Source organism: Allobaculum sp., from assembly GCF_047010065.1.
In the GTDB taxonomy this organism is placed as follows: Bacteria; Bacillota_I; Bacilli_A; order Erysipelotrichales; family Erysipelotrichaceae; genus Allobaculum; species Allobaculum fili.
The window spans coordinates 1-17,410 of record NZ_JBKXLD010000046.1; the positions used below are offsets into that span (position 1 = coordinate 1).

The window sequence follows — 17,410 nt, forward strand, 5'->3', positions numbered from 1 at the left end:
GATGAAATTTCAAAAACGAGCGATTTGTATAGTTAAGCTCATTGGGAAAGTTCTAGTTGAATACTTCCGGTGGAATATAGCCTTTCTGGCCAGCCACCTTTTTCCCAAACTTGGCAGCGCTATTCCATATATGATCGAGTTCTTCTTCATCTAACGGAGGATTGCAACGTTCCGCCTGCTCCAGAAAAATGTTATGGGCTTCTTCTGTGTTTCCATATCGCTTCATCAGACGGCCAGCGATATGACTCATAACCGCATTGCGCTGTCCCTGGACAATCTGTTCTGTCTGAGCATCCAGATCGGCAAACGGATCATTTTCCAGAAAATCAACAATCGTTTGATCGCCTTGGTAAATCACTCCATCCGACTCAAAGCCAAAGAGGAATCTAGCGGAATCCATGGCATTGGCATCAAAGAACGGAAACTCATAAGCAATCTGCTGCTTCAGCTTTGTGTATTTCTCCTCATCGCAGATCATCTCCACCGGGAAAAATACATGGAATCTCGGTCTAGGCGACTTATTCCCTTTCTGCTTGTTATGGCTTTTGGAAAAGGTAGCAGCAAAACCGACTCCCGGAATCAGCTGAGAAAGCTTGTAGGGAGTCATCCAGTCCTCAGAATTATCTGAATGATCGTTGTCGCAATCGAGCGGAATAACATCGGAACATTCGAAGTTTTCCCGGCTGCGGTAATTATTGGTATATCTAGCAGCCACATGATCTTTCGAGGTGGCCGTGATCAGTGCTTCTTCAGAATCAACTGTCACCGCAAGAGGATACAGGCAGTTTGTGCTGCTGCCTGTAACATTCGCGGTGTATAAGGTAAAGCTACGCATAAGCCGGAACCTCCTCACATTCGCTGTTGAACCAGCGGATCATCATGTTCCGCTTTTTGGCCAGATTGATCTCAGACTGCATACCCCTGGTGATCACGCCTCCGAATACCCAGAGTTCTTCGCATTTGCCTAGAAGGACATAGTTGAAGCGCATCGCCTTTTCATGTTCTTCCGGGTTTTTGTCATCCATAAACCTTGGATATAGAAGATGCGGAGTAACCGGAATGACATCTTCCAGCATTGCAAAGCGGCTGTACCGCTTTGCTTTCTGAACATTGGTTCTAGTATCGCCTGAGTACGGGCTGCAGATATAGGTAAGTGGCATCCAGGGTTCCGGATCAGCCATCCGCTTGTTCATATAGATCTGGTGAGTCATTATTCGTGATCCTCCTTTTCGATCATGGGAAGGATTCCCTCATTTTTGAGAAAGTCATAAAGAAACAACCGACCCTTCTGAGTCCAGTAAGTGTGCATAAAGGTATGCCCGTTTTCGTCAAAGGTTTTTGACTGGGTATAGCCCTGGTCTGCGTATTTCTGATACAGGAACCAGATTCTTCCCTTTTTGAACTGGATGCTCATCTCATGAAGCAGCGCATTGAACTTTTTCGCGCTGTATCCGTAATCTTTTGCGATCGTTGTAATCGGAACAACATCAGGATTCTGAAGAATCTTGTCATGATAGCTGACCTTCGGCTTCATTTCCAGGATCTGCTGATTCTGGATCAGGTTGATTGTTTCCAGTTCCCGCACTCGTCTGCGCTCCTCTTTGAGCTGGGTGAATACAGCGATGGCCAGATCAGGATTGTCCAGAAGCTGATCAGTAGCGTACATCCCGGTTTTACGGATTGATGGCAGGACTTCGGAAGTAACCCATCTCTTGAATTTCTTTGCTTTTGGAAGCTTGCTGGACATGATCAGGGAATAGAGTCCGGATTCATTGATGAACCAACCGCCCCGCTGACCAAGACTCGACGACATTTTGTCGTTGAGTTTGTCTTCGTCATCGACATGCATGGCGATTGCCTTATTTGGATCTGAGTACCCCAGGCACTCGGCCACGTCTTTACCGACGAAGTAAATCTGATTGTCAATGATGCTTGTTCTGACGGAGCCAAACTCCGCACTGCTAAATTTTTTGAGTTCCATTGTTGAACCTGCTCTTTCTAGTGGGAGTGGCGCCCCTCCCATTGGGTAGCCACGGGCGATCCGGAAATAGGACGTTCCTCATAAACTTTTTTCAATTTCTTTTTGAGTCGGACGAATCGGTGGCTGACATTATTGGCTTTGTCTCCGATCCGCTTGGCATAGTCTTCGATTGAGCAGTCATCCAGGATGATGGCGATCAGCATCTGAGCCTGGGACGGTTTGAAATTATCCTTAAACCACTGACAGCAGGCTTCGTATTCCCACCGCTGCTCTCTGTCCAGCTGCTCTTTGATGCAGATAGATGGGTCACGCAGCTCACTCATCAGCGGCTCTTCTGGATAGATGCCGTTCTCATCCGCTTTGGCTTTGCTGCAGCCAAGGTGTCTGGTTTCGCGATGCCAGATGTTGTATTCAGGACGGTTGATCTCAATATCAATCGCTTCCTGCAGCCGCGTTCCGAAGTGTTCTTCACTTTCGTTCTCTTCCATCCAGATGTTCAGCCAGCCGTTTACTTCACTGGCATCCAGTCTCACTACCTGTTCTTTGTCTTCGTTTTGGATTTTTAAATCGAGCATTTCTCGTTCCTTTCCGCCTGGGTAAGGGACGAGAGGTCAAAAAAAGAGCCGGCACTCGAAGTACCGACTCTGTTGCCTGTTTGCGCATGACGAAAAAGGTACTTCGAATTGCGCTCAGTACCGCTTTCTCGATAAAGAGCTCAATTTTGTACCTCTCGCCGTATTACGTAATTAGGCTTGAGATTATGTTTTTGATGAATTAACCGTCATCAGCGGTTTTTAAAGGCAGGTTGACTATCCAGTCACTTCACTGTCAGATATATCGATTTAATTCACAGGCCATTCCTCCTTTCAGGCGTTTCTGACGCAGCCATTTGACCTTTTCATCTCGACCACAAAAAAACCGTAAGCTTATGTAAAATTGTCATCTTGACTGCTATAATGAAAAGTAATCGCTCTCAATACAAAAACTGGCGTTTCAGTCAATCGATTTGCTTTCCACAGCTTAAGATTAGTTGATTTAAAAATTTCACTCGGGAAGCTTCGGGAAGCCACGGGAAGTCTCCCGGAGCTTTCCCTTTATTGGCTTGAGAGCAGTTGATAAAAATAAGAAAGGGGGACTTTATGGAGTTCTCAGAATTTGCACAGATCCTTAAGCCTATCCTGGGTGGTGATATGGCAACTGATATATTTACTCAAGAATTGTTTGACAATATGCTCAACATAGAAGATAGAGGGATTCTGAGCGACCTGACCTTGGATTCCTTTAAGAATTACTTCAATGGTCGTGGCGGAATTTCGGGAATTGCAAAAAAGATCAGCTCCAAAATTGAGCTTGAATACTTTGCAACCTATATCGATAAAGTTGAAGATGCTCAGAAAGAGAATCTTTTAAAAGCGTTTCAGCCGTTCATCCCAGAATTGAATGAGGACAATCTCCCGAGGAAACTTGCTGAATTGTTCAACGACATCATCCAGACTGCTGCTAGATCAAAAAGAAAAGGCGCCCAAAGGAGCGCCAATAAGGATGAAAAGGAAACAGTTTATGCGGAAATAGTAGATGCGCCAGAATCATCCGATTACTCTGAAAAAAGCATGAATTCTGTTACCTATATTCAGAGTCAATATAATATTTCCAATAACGGTGCGGGGAGCACGAATTTAGTAAACACCGGGAATCTTGTGATCAATATCGGAGACAAGAAGAAATGAGCAACTCCCCAGCAAAAGTAGCTGCTGTTCCAGTTAAGCAAACAAATATTCATGACACCGGTGAGAACAGTTTGAATATTGCTAACGAAGCTGGTGGACATCTTCAAATCAATATTGAGAAACTAGAATATACTCCGGTCAACGGAAGACAAGATTGTCTGCCTTTTCTATCTGCTAGTAGAAATGAACTAGAAAATGATTATTCAATATCAGATTTACGCATAATTAAAAAATTCAGTACGGATTATTATCAGCTGCTCGTTACCGCTGACGAGGAGGTGCTGAATTCAAATATCATCTCTTTTGATTCACGGAGAGCATTAACAAAATACTACGTACCTGAAGAAATCTTTGAACGCTGCTCTTCACTCAAACTAGAAGGACAGAAAGAATTAAAAACATTTCCAGCCATTATTTGCTCCGAAAACACAAAGTTGTATGGAGAAACTGATCCGGATCAGGAATGCGCCTTTGGGTATATTAAAGCTATTTCGACCGAATACTCTTCAGTTAAAGTGGTTTTCAAGCCTTTGTTGACTTTTCCACAATCAATATTGAACGATCCAGTTAATGCGGTCTTTTTTAATTTAAGGACTGATACGCCGGTTAGAGAGCTGAACCACTCTGCTTGGTACGTTAAGCAGGCGAATATCTTTGAAGCTTTTTTCCAAGCTGGAATTTCTGGAATACCCGGTCCAGATGAAAGGGGATTTTGATGGCAGATAAGCTTACTTCCGAAATTGAATCAATTACTCTTACTGAGGCCAGTTTCTCAAAAGAACCTGTAGAACTGCGCCCAACCACCATCAACTTTCTATTTGGAAACAATGGAACCGGTAAAACCACAATTGCCAGAACTATCCACGCTGCAGGATCAAATGTTTGTTTCCGAAATAGTCGCTCAGCAGATCAATATAATATCCTGGTTTTCAATCAGGATTTTATTGACAGGAATTTAGCTGATTATCAGGGGCTCCAAGGTGTATTCACCCTGAATGAGAAGAACAACGAGATACAGACACAGATTGACGAACTGAACATTACTAAAAATGAACTTAGTACTCAAAAAGCCGATTTGGAGCAAAAAATATTTGAACTTCAAAAAAAGATCCCGGAACAAGCAACAGATTTTTATAAATATTGCTGGGAAAAGACGAAAGACCTCAGGAAGAGCTTTTCGGGAACACAAAAGGGTAAGCTGACAACCAGGCTGTTTACGGAATGTGTAATGAACCATCAACCAGCAGATTATGATTATGAAAAGCTGCAGTTGATGTATAACTTAGCATTTTCCCAAGACGCCAGAAAATATGAACACTTTCCAATAATTCCTGACACTGCAGTTCTGGATCATCTTCCTGGTTCCGAAATTCTTCAGGCTATTATCGTAAACAGCGCAGAAACCGATCTTGCAAAAATACTGAAATCGATTGGTTCTACTGAATGGGCTCACGAAGGCCACACTACGTTTGCTGAAAAAGCAGGTGATGTGTGTCCGTATTGTGGACAGTCACTCCCCTCAGATTTTGAAAATATATTTATCAAAAGCTTTGACAGTAAATACCAGACTGATATTAAGCAGCTGAATAGTTTTCTGGAGAGATATAGATCGAATGCCAACAAACTCTATTTGACTTTCAAACACATACCATCCGACATAATGCCTGGGATTGATCTGGAACCCTACCACGATAAACTTGCTGCTCTTTATGGCCAGATCCAACAAAACATTGAGTCTATCAGATCAAAGATCGACACCCCATCAAAAACGGTATATCTCATAGATACGAAACCCTATATATTGGGAGTATCCAGTCTGCTTGAGGGATTTAATAAACTCATTGATGAGAACAACAATATTGTCGATCAGAAAACGAGCAAGCAAAAGGAATGTATCGAAGCTGTATTCAATCTCTGCTCTTATAGACTTCAGGATGAAATTACCAATTTTCATTCCCAACAAAGTTCTCAAAAAGTATCCTTAGATTCCTGGAAAAGCGAACTATCAAGCCTGGAAACGAGCATCAGAAAAATCGATAACCAGATAAAATCGCTTCAATTCCAAACTGTCGAAACTGATACAGCAAAAAACAAAATCAATCAGATGCTCAAAGATTCAGGAATGCAGGGATTTCAGCTTGTCAACAGCTTTGGCAAAGATCATACCTATGAAGTTCGTCGAGATGACTGGACAGTAGCAAGCAATCTAAGTGAAGGAGAAAAGAATTTCATCGCCTTCCTTTACTTCTATTACCTAGTTTTTGGAAGTCTAAGCGAAACAGGAGATACTCGCGACAAGATAGTTGTCATTGATGACCCGATTTCAAGTATGGACAGCAGTTGCTTATTTATCGTAAGTGCTCTAGTAAGAAAAATGATCGAAATCTGTAGAAATAATGTTGATTTTACGGGATCAAACTCTACTCAAAACTTTATAAAGCAGATTTTTGTTTTGACGCATAACGCCTACTTTCACAGGGACCTTACCCACGGCTATGCTCGATATTACAACTACGTTTCATATTTTCTTGTTCGAAAATCAGATACAAAATCGTCAATTAAGCTTTGTACAGGCCCCGACCCTGAAATCCCCTCTAAAGAAATCAACATCAACCCAGTCAAAAACCAGTATGCTGCATTATGGGAAGAGTTGAATCAAGTGACCCGTCCGATACCCTTAATTAATGTGATGAGAAGAATTCTTGAATATTATTTCATGCAAATTGTTGGTTATGAGAGATCCGGGGTGCACCAGGCTATTCTGGACGATGCAAGGACAGATGGGCGCTTCAAAAACGAAGACGGAACAGATAATACCGGGCGGTATATGATCGCTTCTTCGCTGCTTTCTTATCTCGATACATCAACAGCTGGACTTAATGACGGGTTTAATTTCGTTGAAGATAGTATGGATGCAGAAGAATGTAGAAAAGTATTTGCTATGATTTTTGAAATCATGGGCCAAAAGCAACACTACGATATGATGATTCGTTGTTAAACAAATCATCTATGACCCAGACCTAACCAAAAAGAGACCTTCATGATGATAAGCTCCTGTTTTCCGTCTACAAACTGGTCAGTCAGGCACGAAAGGAGCAAAATGATGGATAATATTTCAACTGCTGAACGAAGTGCTGTGATGGCCAAAGTCCGCTCGAAAAACACTAATCCCGAAGTTTATTTTCGAAAACTTCTTTTTAAACATGGCTATCGATATTCTTTACATCCAGACTCTGTTCCAGGTCACCCTGATATCTGGCTGAGAAAATATCATACCGCAATATTCATTCATGGATGTTTCTGGCATCGACACCTTGGATGTCCTTTAACAAGAACGCCAAAAAGTAATGTTGATTTTTGGGAGACTAAATTCAAAAAGAATATTGAACGAGACGAAAGAACACGAGAATCTTTAGCGCATAAGAACATTAAATGCCTTGTTGTCTGGGAATGTACAATTAAACGGATGAAAAAGGACCAGTCCTTTCAGCAACTAGTCCTTGATGAAGTTATTAATTTTTTAAATAACCAGCAACTCTATGATGAGCTCTGATGCTATTTTTCAATTTTCTCCAATATGCTCAATACCGCCCTGGCTATATTCCACGCCATAACTGGTGGTACAGCATTTCCAATCATTTTATAGGCCATGGAAGCGGAGCAGACGAATCTGTAATCGTCAGGAAACGATTGCAGCCTTGCGCATTCTCTAACGCTCAATCTTCTCCACCCGGACATGTCATCCGGATTTCCGGGATTATTTGATCGATAATGAGCTTCAATATTTCCATGATGCTCCGCCCTGATTGTTGGTGAAGGCTTGTCAGCTTTTATCTGGTTATTTCCTTGCATTTTTCTTCCGGGGTAAAATTTCGCTTTAGATATATCTCTTACAGTGTGATTTGATATACTAGTTAAATTCACTTTATCCCAAAGATCATCAATTGCATCCCTAGCTGTAACCCATAGAGGAATACCGGGGGTCTGGATTTCACTATGGTTCTCAAGAGGATAGCAGATATCTCTTTGGTCACCTAAATCCTTTCTAATCCCGATGATAATCACTCTTCTTCGCTGCTGGGGCACGCCGAAATCAGCGGCATTTAAAACCTTATATTGAACTGCGTAACCTGCCTTTTCAAAATCTTCAAGAATGGTATCTAAAGCGGATTTATCCACCGACTCTCCGTGACGATCTTTTCTTGAATTTCTTATTCCATCCACGTTTTCAGCCACAAAAACACGTGGGTGATAATGCTTGATAAGACGAATCATCTCTAAGTACAGCTGGCCTCTTGGGTCAGATAAGCCTTTTCTTTTTCCAGCAAGTGAAAATGTCTGACATGGGAAACCGCCTAGCAGGACATCAATAGGTTCTGCTGGTAATTCGTCATCCGTCACTTCACATATACTTTTTCTGATAACATTATGATGGAGATTGCTTTCATAACAATCCGCCGCTTGTTCGAAAATATCATTTGAGAAAACTATCTCAAATGGATTTTTATCATAGTGATTTCCCAGAAAAGTAAAATCGCCAATAAACCCAAGATCCATTCCGCCACAGCCTGAAAACAAGCTGCCGATTTTATATTTTTTATTGCCTACTGGCAACGGTACGGATCCTGCGTCGATTGTTTTTGAATTCTTAATGAAATAGGTTTTACTCATATACTTCTCCTCAAATAGTGAAAGGTTATTGTTTTTATGCAGTTAATAGAACAGTTTCTATCCTCTTTGAAAGATAAATTAGAACAAACTAAAGTTCAAACCCGTCATTTGGGTACAGGCTCATCCGATAATGGCTTTGAGTGTCTCGTTTCCGAAGTTTTAAATGAATGCGGTTATCTTGAAATTGAACCAACTTCCAATACCATTAGCGCAACGCTCAATTTTGGTCATCATTTTCCAGATATTACACTATATATTGGAGATGGTGAACGAATTCGAAAATATGGGATCGAGCTGAAAAGTACCCAGGGTAAGAACTGGCGAATTACAGGTGGTTCTTTCTTTGAGTCCGTCACCGACTCTGACTACGAGGAAATCTATGTATTGTTTGGAATGATCAATAAGAAAACAGAGGACCACTACACAATAAAATATCGGCCATATTGGCAGGCGCTAAGTACTATCGCTGTTACCCATTCTCCAAGATATTTAATAGACATGGAAAGCGATGCAAGCATTTTCAGTTCGCTCTCAGATTATCAAGCTGTTCGTAATCTTGATAAAGGTGAAAAAGCCAAATGGATTAAACAATTTTTGCGAGAACATGTTTCAAATTCTTCGGAACTTTGGTATTTGCCGGATCAATTAGCACCAGAAGATTTTGCATCGTTATCAGCCGAAAAAAAGAAAATGTTAATTGCCGAAGCCTATATTCTATTTCCAAACGACCTGCTGAAACCTCGATCCGCTGATTATAAACAAGTAGCCGCTTATTGGGTTGATCGTTATTACACTATGACAACCAATATTCGTGATCGTTTTTCAGCAAGTGGCAAGAAATATTTGCATGGAATTTTAGTTCCCCATACGATTTATACTTTATCCGAGTGCTCAGGGGAAATAAAAGAACTGTTGAGAAGTGCCTCGCTAGAAAACAAAAAATTTATAAGAGAACACTGGAAAGATAAAGATATTAAGCATTTTCAATCCTCCGATTTATTAACCGAGTATTACTCAGTTTTAAATAGCATCGCAAAACAATACAGCTACTCTGAGCTCTTTAAAGAGATAGGGTTAGATTTTGCCGAAGGTGTCTTGGGCGATCCTTCGCTGTGATTTTACCATCAAACCTTTAAATCCCGCCACCAAAAGACGCGTTATTTTCCGCGCCTTTTTTTGAAAATGGATCATGTCGCTTTGCTAATCCTATCTAGTTACCGTCCTCTGCCCTGGATTGCCCAAATCTGACATTGTAATATTGACAGTTACATCCCAATTACATCTGAAACTATTGCCAGGACAGCCCTCCACCTGCAATAACTTTGTCAAGACAACCCTCTCCACCACAATAGCCTTGTCATGTCAACCCTTCATCTTTAACAGTCTTGTCAAGTCATCCCTTCCCCCGTCGCTCGCAGAACTGTATTTTTTCCACACCCTCAAAAAATATCGCCCGGAGATCCTAACTTCTTCGGGCGATTGCTTTTCTCTACTTTTTCTTGTTCTTCTTTGACTGTTTCAGCTCCAGAAGGGCTTTTTCATACGGATTCAGATCCTTTTTCGGCTTCTGAACGCCTTTTGACGGGCTTTTCTTCTTAAAAGTCTTCGGTTTTCCCTTGGCTGATGTCAGCAGACATATACTCTCGACGTGACTGGTATTTGGGAACATGTCCACCAGCTCAACCGTTTTGGATGTGTAGCCGTTCTGTCTGAAGAAGACCAGATCCCGGACGAGCGTTTTCGGATCGCAGGAAATGTAGAGAATCTTTTCCGGATTCAGACGGGATGCCGCCTGGATAAAGTCTCTGGTCGTACCGGCACGAGGCGGGTCAAGAATGATCACATCGTAATGGGTATGATTGCGGACAGCTTCCTGCATGTAGCGGGTGGAATCCATGGCCAGGAAGCGAATGTTTTCGATTTCGTTGGAATGGGCGTTCAGACGCGCGTTTTCGACCGCGTCCTTATTGAGTTCAACGCCAGTAACTTCCTTTGCGTCTTCCGCCATGACCAGACCGATCGTTCCGACGCCGCAGTACGTATCGAGAACGGTATCCGTTTTCTTCAGCTGCAGCATGCTGCGGGCCTTGGTGTACAGTTCCTGACACTGGTCATGGTTGATCTGATAAAACGAAGACGGTCCAAACGTAATTTGCAGACCACAGAGAATATCGGTAATCGTTCCAGTTCCGTAAAGAATCAGGGTTTCGTTTTGCAGGACGATGGACGTATCGCGCGGATTGACGTTTTGCAAAATCGTTTTGATCTGCGGGAATTTTTCACGAAGAGCCCGGACCATATTTTTGCGCGACGGGAATTCCTTGCGCGACGTAACGAAAACGACCATGACCTGATCGGTTTCCTGTGCGTAGCGAATCAGCACATGCCGGAGCAGACCGGTTCCGGTTTTTGGCGAATACAGTTCGATTTTCATCGAATCGACCAGCTTGGTTATTTCATCGAGAATGTCGTTTACCAGCTTTGGCTGCATCGCACATCCGGAAGTGCGGATGACGCGATGGGATTTTGGCGCATACAGGCCGGAATACACTTTCTTATTTTTATCCTTGGCAAAGCCGTAAATGACTTTGTTTCGGTAGTACATCGAAGTTTCGGCCATGATCGGCGGCATGGCCGTCATTTTCAGCCGTGCCTGATCAAGCAGATCCTGTACCTGCTCCTGCTTGAGCTTAGCCTGCTTTTCATATTGAACGTGCAGCAGTTCGCAGCCGCCGCACTGTTTGGAAACGGGACATTTAAACATTGGATATTCATCCTTTCCAGATTTGAATCGTTTCTGTCCTGAAGCATAGAAAAAACTGGATGGTCCGAAAAAAATGGATGGAGGAATACTAGGCAAGATTCCTTCCGTTTTCGCCATGCAGTTTGGGGGATTTCCCCGTTTCTGGGGTTCAGACGATTTTATTTTGACATAGATGCAGAAAATCGAATTCATTTAGCCCTTTTCTCTGCCGTAACCCGGTCGGAAGACGAGGATGAAACGGTGATCCGACTTTCAATGGCAGGCATTCGTCCGCGTTCTGCCCGGTTTTCGAGTCAAAACTGTGCACAGAAAGCGATTTAGATCTCGTACTGAATGAGCTCTCTTTTGATCGCACGTTTGGCAAGAAAAAGAACAATTTCCGCCCGGCAATTTACCCGTAATTGCCCATTTTGTGACCTATAATGAAAAGAGCGTAAAGGAGGTGATGCCCCATGACAAATGATGATCCGGCCCCTGTTCCTGTCACGACAAATTCAGGGGCAGAACCTCAGGTCTTTTTCCATCTGTTCAACGATCGATAAATCCGATCCTTCCTTTTTCTCTGAAAAATCGCGCATTTTTCGATCCGGCTGCCGTTATAATTTTTGAGCCGTCCGGTCTTTTTCCAGCTTTTCGCAAAACGTTTTTCCAGAGGAAAATGAGAATTTTTAATCTTTGCAGCCACGGAAATACTTCGTTTCCAGGCAAAATTCCTTTGCGGTATTTCGCCGTGTCTGCTTTTCTTTCCAGATGGATTCTAAACCGACTGACCATTTTGTATTCCCCATGGACCTTCTGCCCCAAGGAGGTTTTTATGAGCGAAAACGAACGCGTGACGACGGCAGAGCCAGCCGTGCGTCCCGATTACGACGTTGAAATCGTGCAGCTGATGGACCAGAATCTCTCTCCCAAAGCGCTGCACTACAAGCTGGAAGAATTCCATGCCAGCGACATCGCCGATGCCTTCAGTCATCTCGACGATACGCGCAAGGAAAAGCTCTTCCGTCTTCTCGATGTCGAGCGTCTGGCTGAAGTCATTCCGTATCTGGAAGAAGACGAACAGGCCGACTATCTTTCGGCAATCAACATCCGTAAGGCGATCGCCATCCTTTCCAAAATGGAACCCCAGGATGCTGGCGTAGTCCTGCGCAATATGAACCGCACTCGCCGGGATGTCATTTTTGAACTGCTCAATCCAGAACTGCGCAGCAAGCTGGCCCGTATCGCCGCCTATGGCGAAGATGAGATCGGTTCGAAAATGAGTACGGATTTCATTAAGATCCGTAAAAATTCCGATGTAAAAGCCGCGATGCGCTCCCTGCGCGATCAGGCCCGCATCAGCAATACCGATAACCTTTCGATTCTTTACGTCGTGGACGAAAACAATGTCTACTACGGCGCCATCCACATTCAGGATCTGTTTGCGGCCGGTGCGGACACACCGCTTGAGGACATCATCGAAGTCAACTTCCCGATTGTCTACGCGTCGGAAACGATCGACTCGATCATGGACGATCTGAAAGACTACGAAGAAGACTCGATCCCAATTCTCAACAACGACAACCAGATCGAAGGCATCATTACCCGTCAGGATCTTCTTGAGCTGGCCGAAAAGGAAAACTCCGAAGACTACGCCAAGCTGGCCGGTCTTTCTGCTGAAGAAGATCTTGAAGAAACTCTGTTTGAATCTCTGAAAAAGCGTACCCCCTGGCTGCTTCTGCTGCTGGCACTTTCCCTTGGCGTTTCCGCTGTGATTTCCATGTTCGAATCCGTTGTTGCGGCATTGACGATTGCGGTCGTCTTCCAGTCGCTGATTCTTGACATGGCCGGAAATGTCGGTACCCAGTCGCTGGCCGTCTCCATTCGCGTTCTGGCCGATCCGGATCTGAAAAGAAAGCAGAAGCTCTTTCTGGTCTGGAAAGAAATGCGTACCGGTCTTGTGAACGGCGTCATCATCGGCGCCGGCTCTGCACTGGTTCTTGGCATTTTCATTCACCTGTCCGCCGGGTACGGCTGGATGGAATCGTATGCGATTTCCGGCTGCATTGCGGTTGCGATGATCGTCAGTATGGTCATTTCCTCGTTTACGGGTACGGCCGTCCCGATTCTTTTCCAGCATTTCGGCATTGACCCGGCTGCCGCGTCCGGTCCGTTAATTACGACATTAAACGACCTGATCGGCGCCACCACGTACTATTCCATGGTCTGGATCTTCCTGATTCAGATGCTGCACATTTAAAGGAGGGCGAGAAGTATGGAAGAAAACAAAGCCCCATCCGTACAGGAAACATCCGCCGAAGAAGTCGTTCATTCCCGCCCGCGCTACGAGCAGAAAATTCTGGAAATTATCCGGACCGTCAACTCGCCCAAGCTGCTTCGCGACAAGCTCGACGATTACCACGCCAACGATATCGCCGAAGCCTTCTCCGAACTGACTCAGTTTGAACGCGAAAAGCTCTATCGCATGCTCGGAACGGAACGTCTGACCGAAATTCTCGAATACATGGATGAAGACGATTCCGCTAAGTTCCTGAGCGAAATGAACATCCGCAAGACGATCGCCATCATCAACGAAATGGAGACGGACAAAGCGGCGGATCTGCTTAAGGAAATCGATAAGGAAAAACGCGAAATCATTCTCGAACTGCTCGAACCGGAAGTCCGCAAAAAGATTTCGGTCATCTTCTCCTACGATGAAGACGAAATCGGTTCGCGCATGACGACCAACTACATCGAGGTCGACAAGGCCCTGACCGTAAAGCAGGCCACGCGCGAAGTCATCAATCAGGCAAAGGAAAACGACAACATCACAACGATTTACGTTCGCGATGAAAACGGCATGTACTACGGTGCCATTTCCCTGAAGGATCTGATCATTTCCCGTGCGGATCTCCCGCTCGATGAAATCATTGCGACCAGCTATCCGTACGTTTACGCCGGCGAACCGATCGACCGGGTCGTCGAAGAACTGAAAGACTATAACGAAGACTCCATTCCAGTCCTAAACAACGACAACCTGCTTCTTGGTGTCATCACCTCGCAGGACCTGCTCGAAGTCATGGATGAGGAAATGGGCGAAGACTACGCCAAACTCGCCGGTCTGGCCGCTGAAGAAGACCTGGAAGAATCTCTGTTCCAGTCGCTGAAAAAGCGTCTTCCCTGGCTGCTCATCCTGCTGTTTTTAGGCCTTTGCGTTTCGACGGTTGTTTCGATGTTTGAAACCGTCGTCGCCCAGCTGACAATCGTCATGGCGTTCCAGTCTCTGATTCTCGGCATGGCCGGTAACGTCGGTACCCAGTCGCTGGCCGTTACCATCCGCGTCCTGATGGACGATACGCTCGAGCGCAAGCAGAAGCTTTACCTGATCTGGAAAGAAGTCCGGGTCGGCGCCATGAACGGTCTGATTATCGGAACATGCGCCTTCCTTCTGCTCGGTCTGTACGTTCACTTTGCGAAGAGCTATGCCTGGGGCCCTGCCTACGCGATTTCTCTTTGCATCGGCCTCTCCCTCTGGCTGGCGATGATCATCTCTTCGCTGACCGGTACGACGATCCCGATCTTCTTCAAGAAAATCGGCATTGACCCGGCCGTAGCCAGCGGACCGCTGATCACAACCGTCAACGATATGGTCGGCGTAGTCACCTACTATGGTCTGGCCTGGATTTTCCTGATCAATCTCCTGCACATGTAATTCAATACATGCAGGTATGCCTGGGATACAGGATCTATCCAGTCCTCACACGATTTATTTTCAGATAAAACAAACCCGGTCAGAAGCGACGCCTCCTTCCACGAGGATCCGCTGCTTCTGATCGGGTTTTTATCGTTTTTATGAAAATTGAGAAAGTGGGTCATCCCGGTTTTACCAGACGTAGCCTGGTTCCGGGTTATTGTTCATGGCATTCCACAGCTCATCGGCTGTAAATACTTTTTTGCCGCCAAACGCGCTGTCCTGATATTTTCCATACGGATCAATGCAGTAGTAATGCGTCGCGTTTCCCTGTTCATCAAAGTCTGCACCGTATAAAACGAGTTCATGGACGGTTTCGACGCTTTCTCCATACGCCAGATGCGGGTTGATGGAAACAAAGACTGGATCGCCGGAGCGCAGATCTGCGTTAGCTCGAGCGAAGAACTGCTCTTTCATCTGGTCTGTGCCCGCATTGCGCGTCCAGAGGAGCGCACGATAGCCGGGCTCCGTGTCATTTTCCGGTGCTTTTCCAAAAATGTATTTGGATGCTTCTCTTGCCAGATCCGCATATTCGGTACCGGAAACCGGACTCGTATTCAGACCGGCTGCCAGCGTACTCTGGCTGACATTGATACCGTGATACGCCAGGACCATTTGGAGGCAGGCAACCGCACAGTAATAATTCGTTTCCTGAACGAACTGCGGGACGGCCAGCCGGATCGAATCGGCGGAGGCAGGCTGTTCTCTAACGTCAGGAGTAACGATCGGGCTTTCCATATCGCTTGGCTCGTTTTCATCCGATCCGATACTTTCCGTTTTCGAATTCGATTCCCTGTCGGACGCATTTTTGGATTCCGTGTTTGAAGCCGTCTTAGATTCCGTACTGGATGCGTCTCTCGATGTCGTTTTGTCGATCTGTTCTTCGGTTTTCTTCTGGTCTGACGATTTTGAATCGTCCGTTCTGGCAGAAGGCGACGTGCAGCCGGTCATCATCACGGCACTCAGCAGAAATAAAATGATTTTCTTTCTGTTCTTCTTCATAGCGGTTCCTGTTTTCCTGAAAACAGTATACCGGGGTGCGTCTATAAACTGAAACAGTCATTTCGATTTTATATATGGAAGTTAAATCTTTTTTGTCTATTCGTACGATTTTCCGACCATAGTCATTTTCTGTGATCTCCAGCATTATAAAAGACCGAAAGCGCGGCTGCACTGGGGCTTTCGGTCTGGTTTTTGATTCAGCAGAGATTCATGCTCCAATGCGGGAGGTTCTTTCCAGAAGAGCATTTCTCTGTTTTCATCAAAAACTGTATTTTGATTTAGTGTTTCTTCATCGCGACAACCGCAAAGGCCAGGACGGCTGCGCTGACGCCAAAGGCGGCCGCATAGTCGAATACGTCGTTTCCTACACCGGTGTGAACGCTGTTTTTCGAAGCGTTCGCACTCGATTTTGGATCACGCTGGCTGGAATCGCTGCTTTGCGAAGTCGATTTGGAAGAAGAAGACGATGTGCTGGACTTATCTTCTGTAGGGGACTTGCTGTCGGACGTGTCCTTTTTGGAATCCTCGGAGCTCTGAGAAGAGGAGTGGCTACTGTCCTCACTGTCCTCGATGTCGTTATTCGGTGTGTGCAGCGTTTCGGCATTCGTAACGACGAAACCGTTCTGGGCATCGCCGGCGATTTCGACATCATACAGGACGCCTTCGAGCAGAACCTGCGGATGATCCGCTTTTTTTTTCGGTTCTTCTCCGGCTTCCTGAAAGGTATAGACGTACGCGTTGCCGTTTTCATAGACCGCATCCAGATTTTCGAACGTGCCTTTCCAGCCGTTCTTATCGTTCAGAGTCAGCGTATTGAACTGAAGCACGCCATCCCTCAAAAGTTCGATGTTGACTTCCTGCTGTTTCGTTCCCTTCCATTGTTTTTCTACAGGAATCGAAACTGTATCTCTTTTTGGCTGGTTGACTGGTTTGGCTACGTTGACAAAACTCGACAGCGGCTTAACGGCATGACCCTCCTCCTGGCAGCTGCACTGTAGTAAGCGTCCGTTTCCTGCGGCGAGTTGAAGATCAGCAGACGATCCAGATGCGGTACGTAATCGAGAACTTATATCCGTGTTCGGTTCGTACTGCGTATTGGCCAGATTGTTTTCTTCACTGAGCGAGTAGCGAAGAACGACCGTTTCATCCGGGTTTTCCAGTGCATTGTATTCTTCGCTCAGTTTGGTCTGAACTTTTTCGTATTCCTCGTGATCGCCTTGGTACATTCCAGCCTCAGGCAGTTCCTAAAGGCAGTCGGGATATTTCAGATATCGAGGACAAGATACTGCGTATGTATGGCCAGGGCATGTCGCAGTGCGACATCTCCGACATCATCCAGGATATCTATGGCTTCTCGGTCTCTGCACAAACAGTCTCAAACATCACAGATCGTGTCTATCCGGTTGTTGATGAGTGGCGTCAGCGTCCCCTGAAGAAGTGCTATCCTTTCGTATTCGTCGATTGCCTTTATGTATCAGTGAAAACCGATCGTGGTGCAAAAGAACAGGCTGTATATGTGGTTCTTGGCTATGACA

At 45.1% G+C, this 17,410-nt stretch carries 15 protein-coding genes and 1 pseudogene; 8 read left to right on the forward strand and 8 right to left on the reverse strand.

Annotation, left to right across the window (positions count from 1 at the left end; all coding sequences use genetic code 11):
- Positions 1–52 precede the first annotated feature (52 nt).
- From ACLUYS_RS05490 to ACLUYS_RS05505, 4 genes are read right to left on the reverse strand one after another with little or no spacing between them, the layout of a single operon-like run.
- Complete coding sequence (locus ACLUYS_RS05490) at positions 53–835, reverse strand: primase alpha helix C-terminal domain-containing protein (RefSeq protein ID WP_412659334.1); 783 nt, start codon at positions 833–835, stop codon at positions 53–55.
- The gene (locus ACLUYS_RS05495) at positions 828–1,211 is read right to left on the reverse strand and encodes a hypothetical protein (RefSeq protein ID WP_412659335.1); all 384 of its coding nucleotides are present in this window, start codon (positions 1,209–1,211) and stop codon (positions 828–830) included. The genes ACLUYS_RS05490 and ACLUYS_RS05495 overlap by 8 nt, the downstream gene beginning before the upstream one ends.
- On the reverse strand, positions 1,211–1,981 hold the full coding sequence (locus tag ACLUYS_RS05500) for a phage antirepressor (RefSeq protein ID WP_412659336.1): 771 nt from the start codon (positions 1,979–1,981) through the stop codon (positions 1,211–1,213). Before ACLUYS_RS05500 ends, ACLUYS_RS05495 begins: the two co-directional genes overlap by 1 nt.
- A 17-nt stretch (positions 1,982–1,998) precedes the next feature.
- A complete protein-coding gene (locus ACLUYS_RS05505; protein WP_412659337.1) occupies positions 1,999–2,556 on the reverse strand; it encodes a hypothetical protein in 558 nt (185 codons plus the stop codon).
- A 564-nt stretch (positions 2,557–3,120) separates the two neighbouring features.
- Here ACLUYS_RS05505 and ACLUYS_RS05510 point away from each other — a divergent pair.
- The 4 genes from ACLUYS_RS05510 to ACLUYS_RS05525 all read left to right on the forward strand — a co-directional run bounded on the left by ACLUYS_RS05510 (position 3,121) and on the right by ACLUYS_RS05525 (position 7,261).
- Entirely contained in the window at positions 3,121–3,708 is a 588-nt protein-coding gene (locus ACLUYS_RS05510) for a hypothetical protein (RefSeq protein ID WP_412659338.1), read from the forward strand.
- On the forward strand, positions 3,705–4,424 hold the full coding sequence (locus tag ACLUYS_RS05515) for a hypothetical protein (protein ID WP_412659339.1): 720 nt from the start codon (positions 3,705–3,707) through the stop codon (positions 4,422–4,424). Before ACLUYS_RS05510 ends, ACLUYS_RS05515 begins: the two co-directional genes overlap by 4 nt.
- Positions 4,424–6,706 (forward strand): AAA family ATPase, encoded by a 2,283-nt coding sequence (locus ACLUYS_RS05520; protein ID WP_412659340.1) that lies wholly within the window; start codon positions 4,424–4,426, stop codon positions 6,704–6,706. Before ACLUYS_RS05515 ends, ACLUYS_RS05520 begins: the two co-directional genes overlap by 1 nt.
- Before the next feature lie 105 nt (positions 6,707–6,811).
- Complete coding sequence (locus tag ACLUYS_RS05525) at positions 6,812–7,261, forward strand: very short patch repair endonuclease (protein WP_412659341.1); 450 nt, start codon at positions 6,812–6,814, stop codon at positions 7,259–7,261.
- A gap of 2 nt (positions 7,262–7,263) precedes the next feature.
- On the opposite strand, the gene ACLUYS_RS05530 is transcribed toward ACLUYS_RS05525, so the two are convergent.
- On the reverse strand, positions 7,264–8,379 hold the full coding sequence (locus tag ACLUYS_RS05530; RefSeq protein ID WP_412659342.1) for a DNA cytosine methyltransferase: 1,116 nt from the start codon (positions 8,377–8,379) through the stop codon (positions 7,264–7,266).
- A gap of 36 nt (positions 8,380–8,415) precedes the next feature.
- Here ACLUYS_RS05530 and ACLUYS_RS05535 point away from each other — a divergent pair, with 36 nt between their 5' ends.
- Complete coding sequence (locus ACLUYS_RS05535) at positions 8,416–9,495, forward strand: hypothetical protein (protein WP_412659343.1); 1,080 nt, start codon at positions 8,416–8,418, stop codon at positions 9,493–9,495.
- A 373-nt stretch (positions 9,496–9,868) separates the two neighbouring features.
- On the opposite strand, the gene rlmD is transcribed toward ACLUYS_RS05535, so the two are convergent.
- Positions 9,869–11,143 carry a 23S rRNA (uracil(1939)-C(5))-methyltransferase RlmD gene (gene rlmD / locus ACLUYS_RS05540; RefSeq protein WP_412659344.1) on the reverse strand — a complete coding sequence of 425 codons (1,275 nt, stop codon included), beginning with the start codon at positions 11,141–11,143 and terminating at the stop codon, positions 9,869–9,871.
- An 814-nt stretch (positions 11,144–11,957) separates the two neighbouring features.
- Here rlmD and mgtE (ACLUYS_RS05545) point away from each other — a divergent pair.
- Together mgtE (ACLUYS_RS05545) and mgtE (ACLUYS_RS05550) are read left to right on the forward strand one after the other, a co-directional pair.
- Complete coding sequence (mgtE, locus tag ACLUYS_RS05545) at positions 11,958–13,382, forward strand: magnesium transporter (RefSeq protein ID WP_412659345.1); 1,425 nt, start codon at positions 11,958–11,960, stop codon at positions 13,380–13,382.
- 15 nt (positions 13,383–13,397) lie between these two features.
- Positions 13,398–14,834, forward strand: coding sequence for a magnesium transporter (gene mgtE, locus ACLUYS_RS05550; protein WP_288339099.1), 1,437 nt, complete (start codon positions 13,398–13,400; stop codon positions 14,832–14,834).
- A 171-nt stretch (positions 14,835–15,005) separates the two neighbouring features.
- Here the strand turns inward: mgtE (ACLUYS_RS05550) and ACLUYS_RS05555 are convergent, their stop codons facing one another.
- Together ACLUYS_RS05555 and ACLUYS_RS05560 are read right to left on the reverse strand one after the other, a co-directional pair.
- Positions 15,006–15,875 (reverse strand): C39 family peptidase, encoded by an 870-nt coding sequence (locus tag ACLUYS_RS05555; RefSeq protein ID WP_288339100.1) that lies wholly within the window; start codon positions 15,873–15,875, stop codon positions 15,006–15,008.
- A gap of 278 nt (positions 15,876–16,153) precedes the next feature.
- Positions 16,154–17,101: a Cna B-type domain-containing protein gene (locus tag ACLUYS_RS05560; protein ID WP_412659346.1), complete on the reverse strand. Its 948-nt coding sequence runs from the start codon at positions 17,099–17,101 to the stop codon at positions 16,154–16,156.
- Here ACLUYS_RS05560 and ACLUYS_RS05565 point away from each other — a divergent pair.
- A pseudogene (locus ACLUYS_RS05565) lies at positions 17,077–17,410 on the forward strand (transposase); the annotation flags it as partial. The gene ACLUYS_RS05560 and the pseudogene ACLUYS_RS05565 sit on opposite strands and share 25 nt — an antisense overlap.

Excerpts from the sequence above, each read along its gene's own strand:
- ACLUYS_RS05505 (WP_412659337.1), bottom strand. The coding sequence starts at position 2,556 with ATGCTCGATTTAAAAATCCAAAACGAAGACAAAGAACAGGTAGTGAGA.
- ACLUYS_RS05530 (WP_412659342.1), bottom strand. The coding sequence starts at position 8,379 with ATGAGTAAAACCTATTTCATTAAGAATTCAAAAACAATCGACGCAGGA.
- ACLUYS_RS05500 (WP_412659336.1), bottom strand. The coding sequence starts at position 1,981 with ATGGAACTCAAAAAATTTAGCAGTGCGGAGTTTGGCTCCGTCAGAACA.
- rlmD (WP_412659344.1), bottom strand. The coding sequence starts at position 11,143 with ATGTTTAAATGTCCCGTTTCCAAACAGTGCGGCGGCTGCGAACTGCTG.
- ACLUYS_RS05535 (WP_412659343.1), top strand. The coding sequence starts at position 8,416 with ATGCAGTTAATAGAACAGTTTCTATCCTCTTTGAAAGATAAATTAGAA.
- ACLUYS_RS05520 (WP_412659340.1), top strand. The coding sequence starts at position 4,424 with ATGGCAGATAAGCTTACTTCCGAAATTGAATCAATTACTCTTACTGAG.
- ACLUYS_RS05490 (WP_412659334.1), bottom strand. The coding sequence starts at position 835 with ATGCGTAGCTTTACCTTATACACCGCGAATGTTACAGGCAGCAGCACA.
- ACLUYS_RS05510 (WP_412659338.1), top strand. The coding sequence starts at position 3,121 with ATGGAGTTCTCAGAATTTGCACAGATCCTTAAGCCTATCCTGGGTGGT.
- mgtE (WP_412659345.1), top strand. The coding sequence starts at position 11,958 with ATGAGCGAAAACGAACGCGTGACGACGGCAGAGCCAGCCGTGCGTCCC.
- ACLUYS_RS05515 (WP_412659339.1), top strand. The coding sequence starts at position 3,705 with ATGAGCAACTCCCCAGCAAAAGTAGCTGCTGTTCCAGTTAAGCAAACA.
- ACLUYS_RS05560 (WP_412659346.1), bottom strand. The coding sequence starts at position 17,101 with ATGTACCAAGGCGATCACGAGGAATACGAAAAAGTTCAGACCAAACTG.
- ACLUYS_RS05525 (WP_412659341.1), top strand. The coding sequence starts at position 6,812 with ATGGATAATATTTCAACTGCTGAACGAAGTGCTGTGATGGCCAAAGTC.
- ACLUYS_RS05495 (WP_412659335.1), bottom strand. The coding sequence starts at position 1,211 with ATGACTCACCAGATCTATATGAACAAGCGGATGGCTGATCCGGAACCC.
- mgtE (WP_288339099.1), top strand. The coding sequence starts at position 13,398 with ATGGAAGAAAACAAAGCCCCATCCGTACAGGAAACATCCGCCGAAGAA.
- ACLUYS_RS05555 (WP_288339100.1), bottom strand. The coding sequence starts at position 15,875 with ATGAAGAAGAACAGAAAGAAAATCATTTTATTTCTGCTGAGTGCCGTG.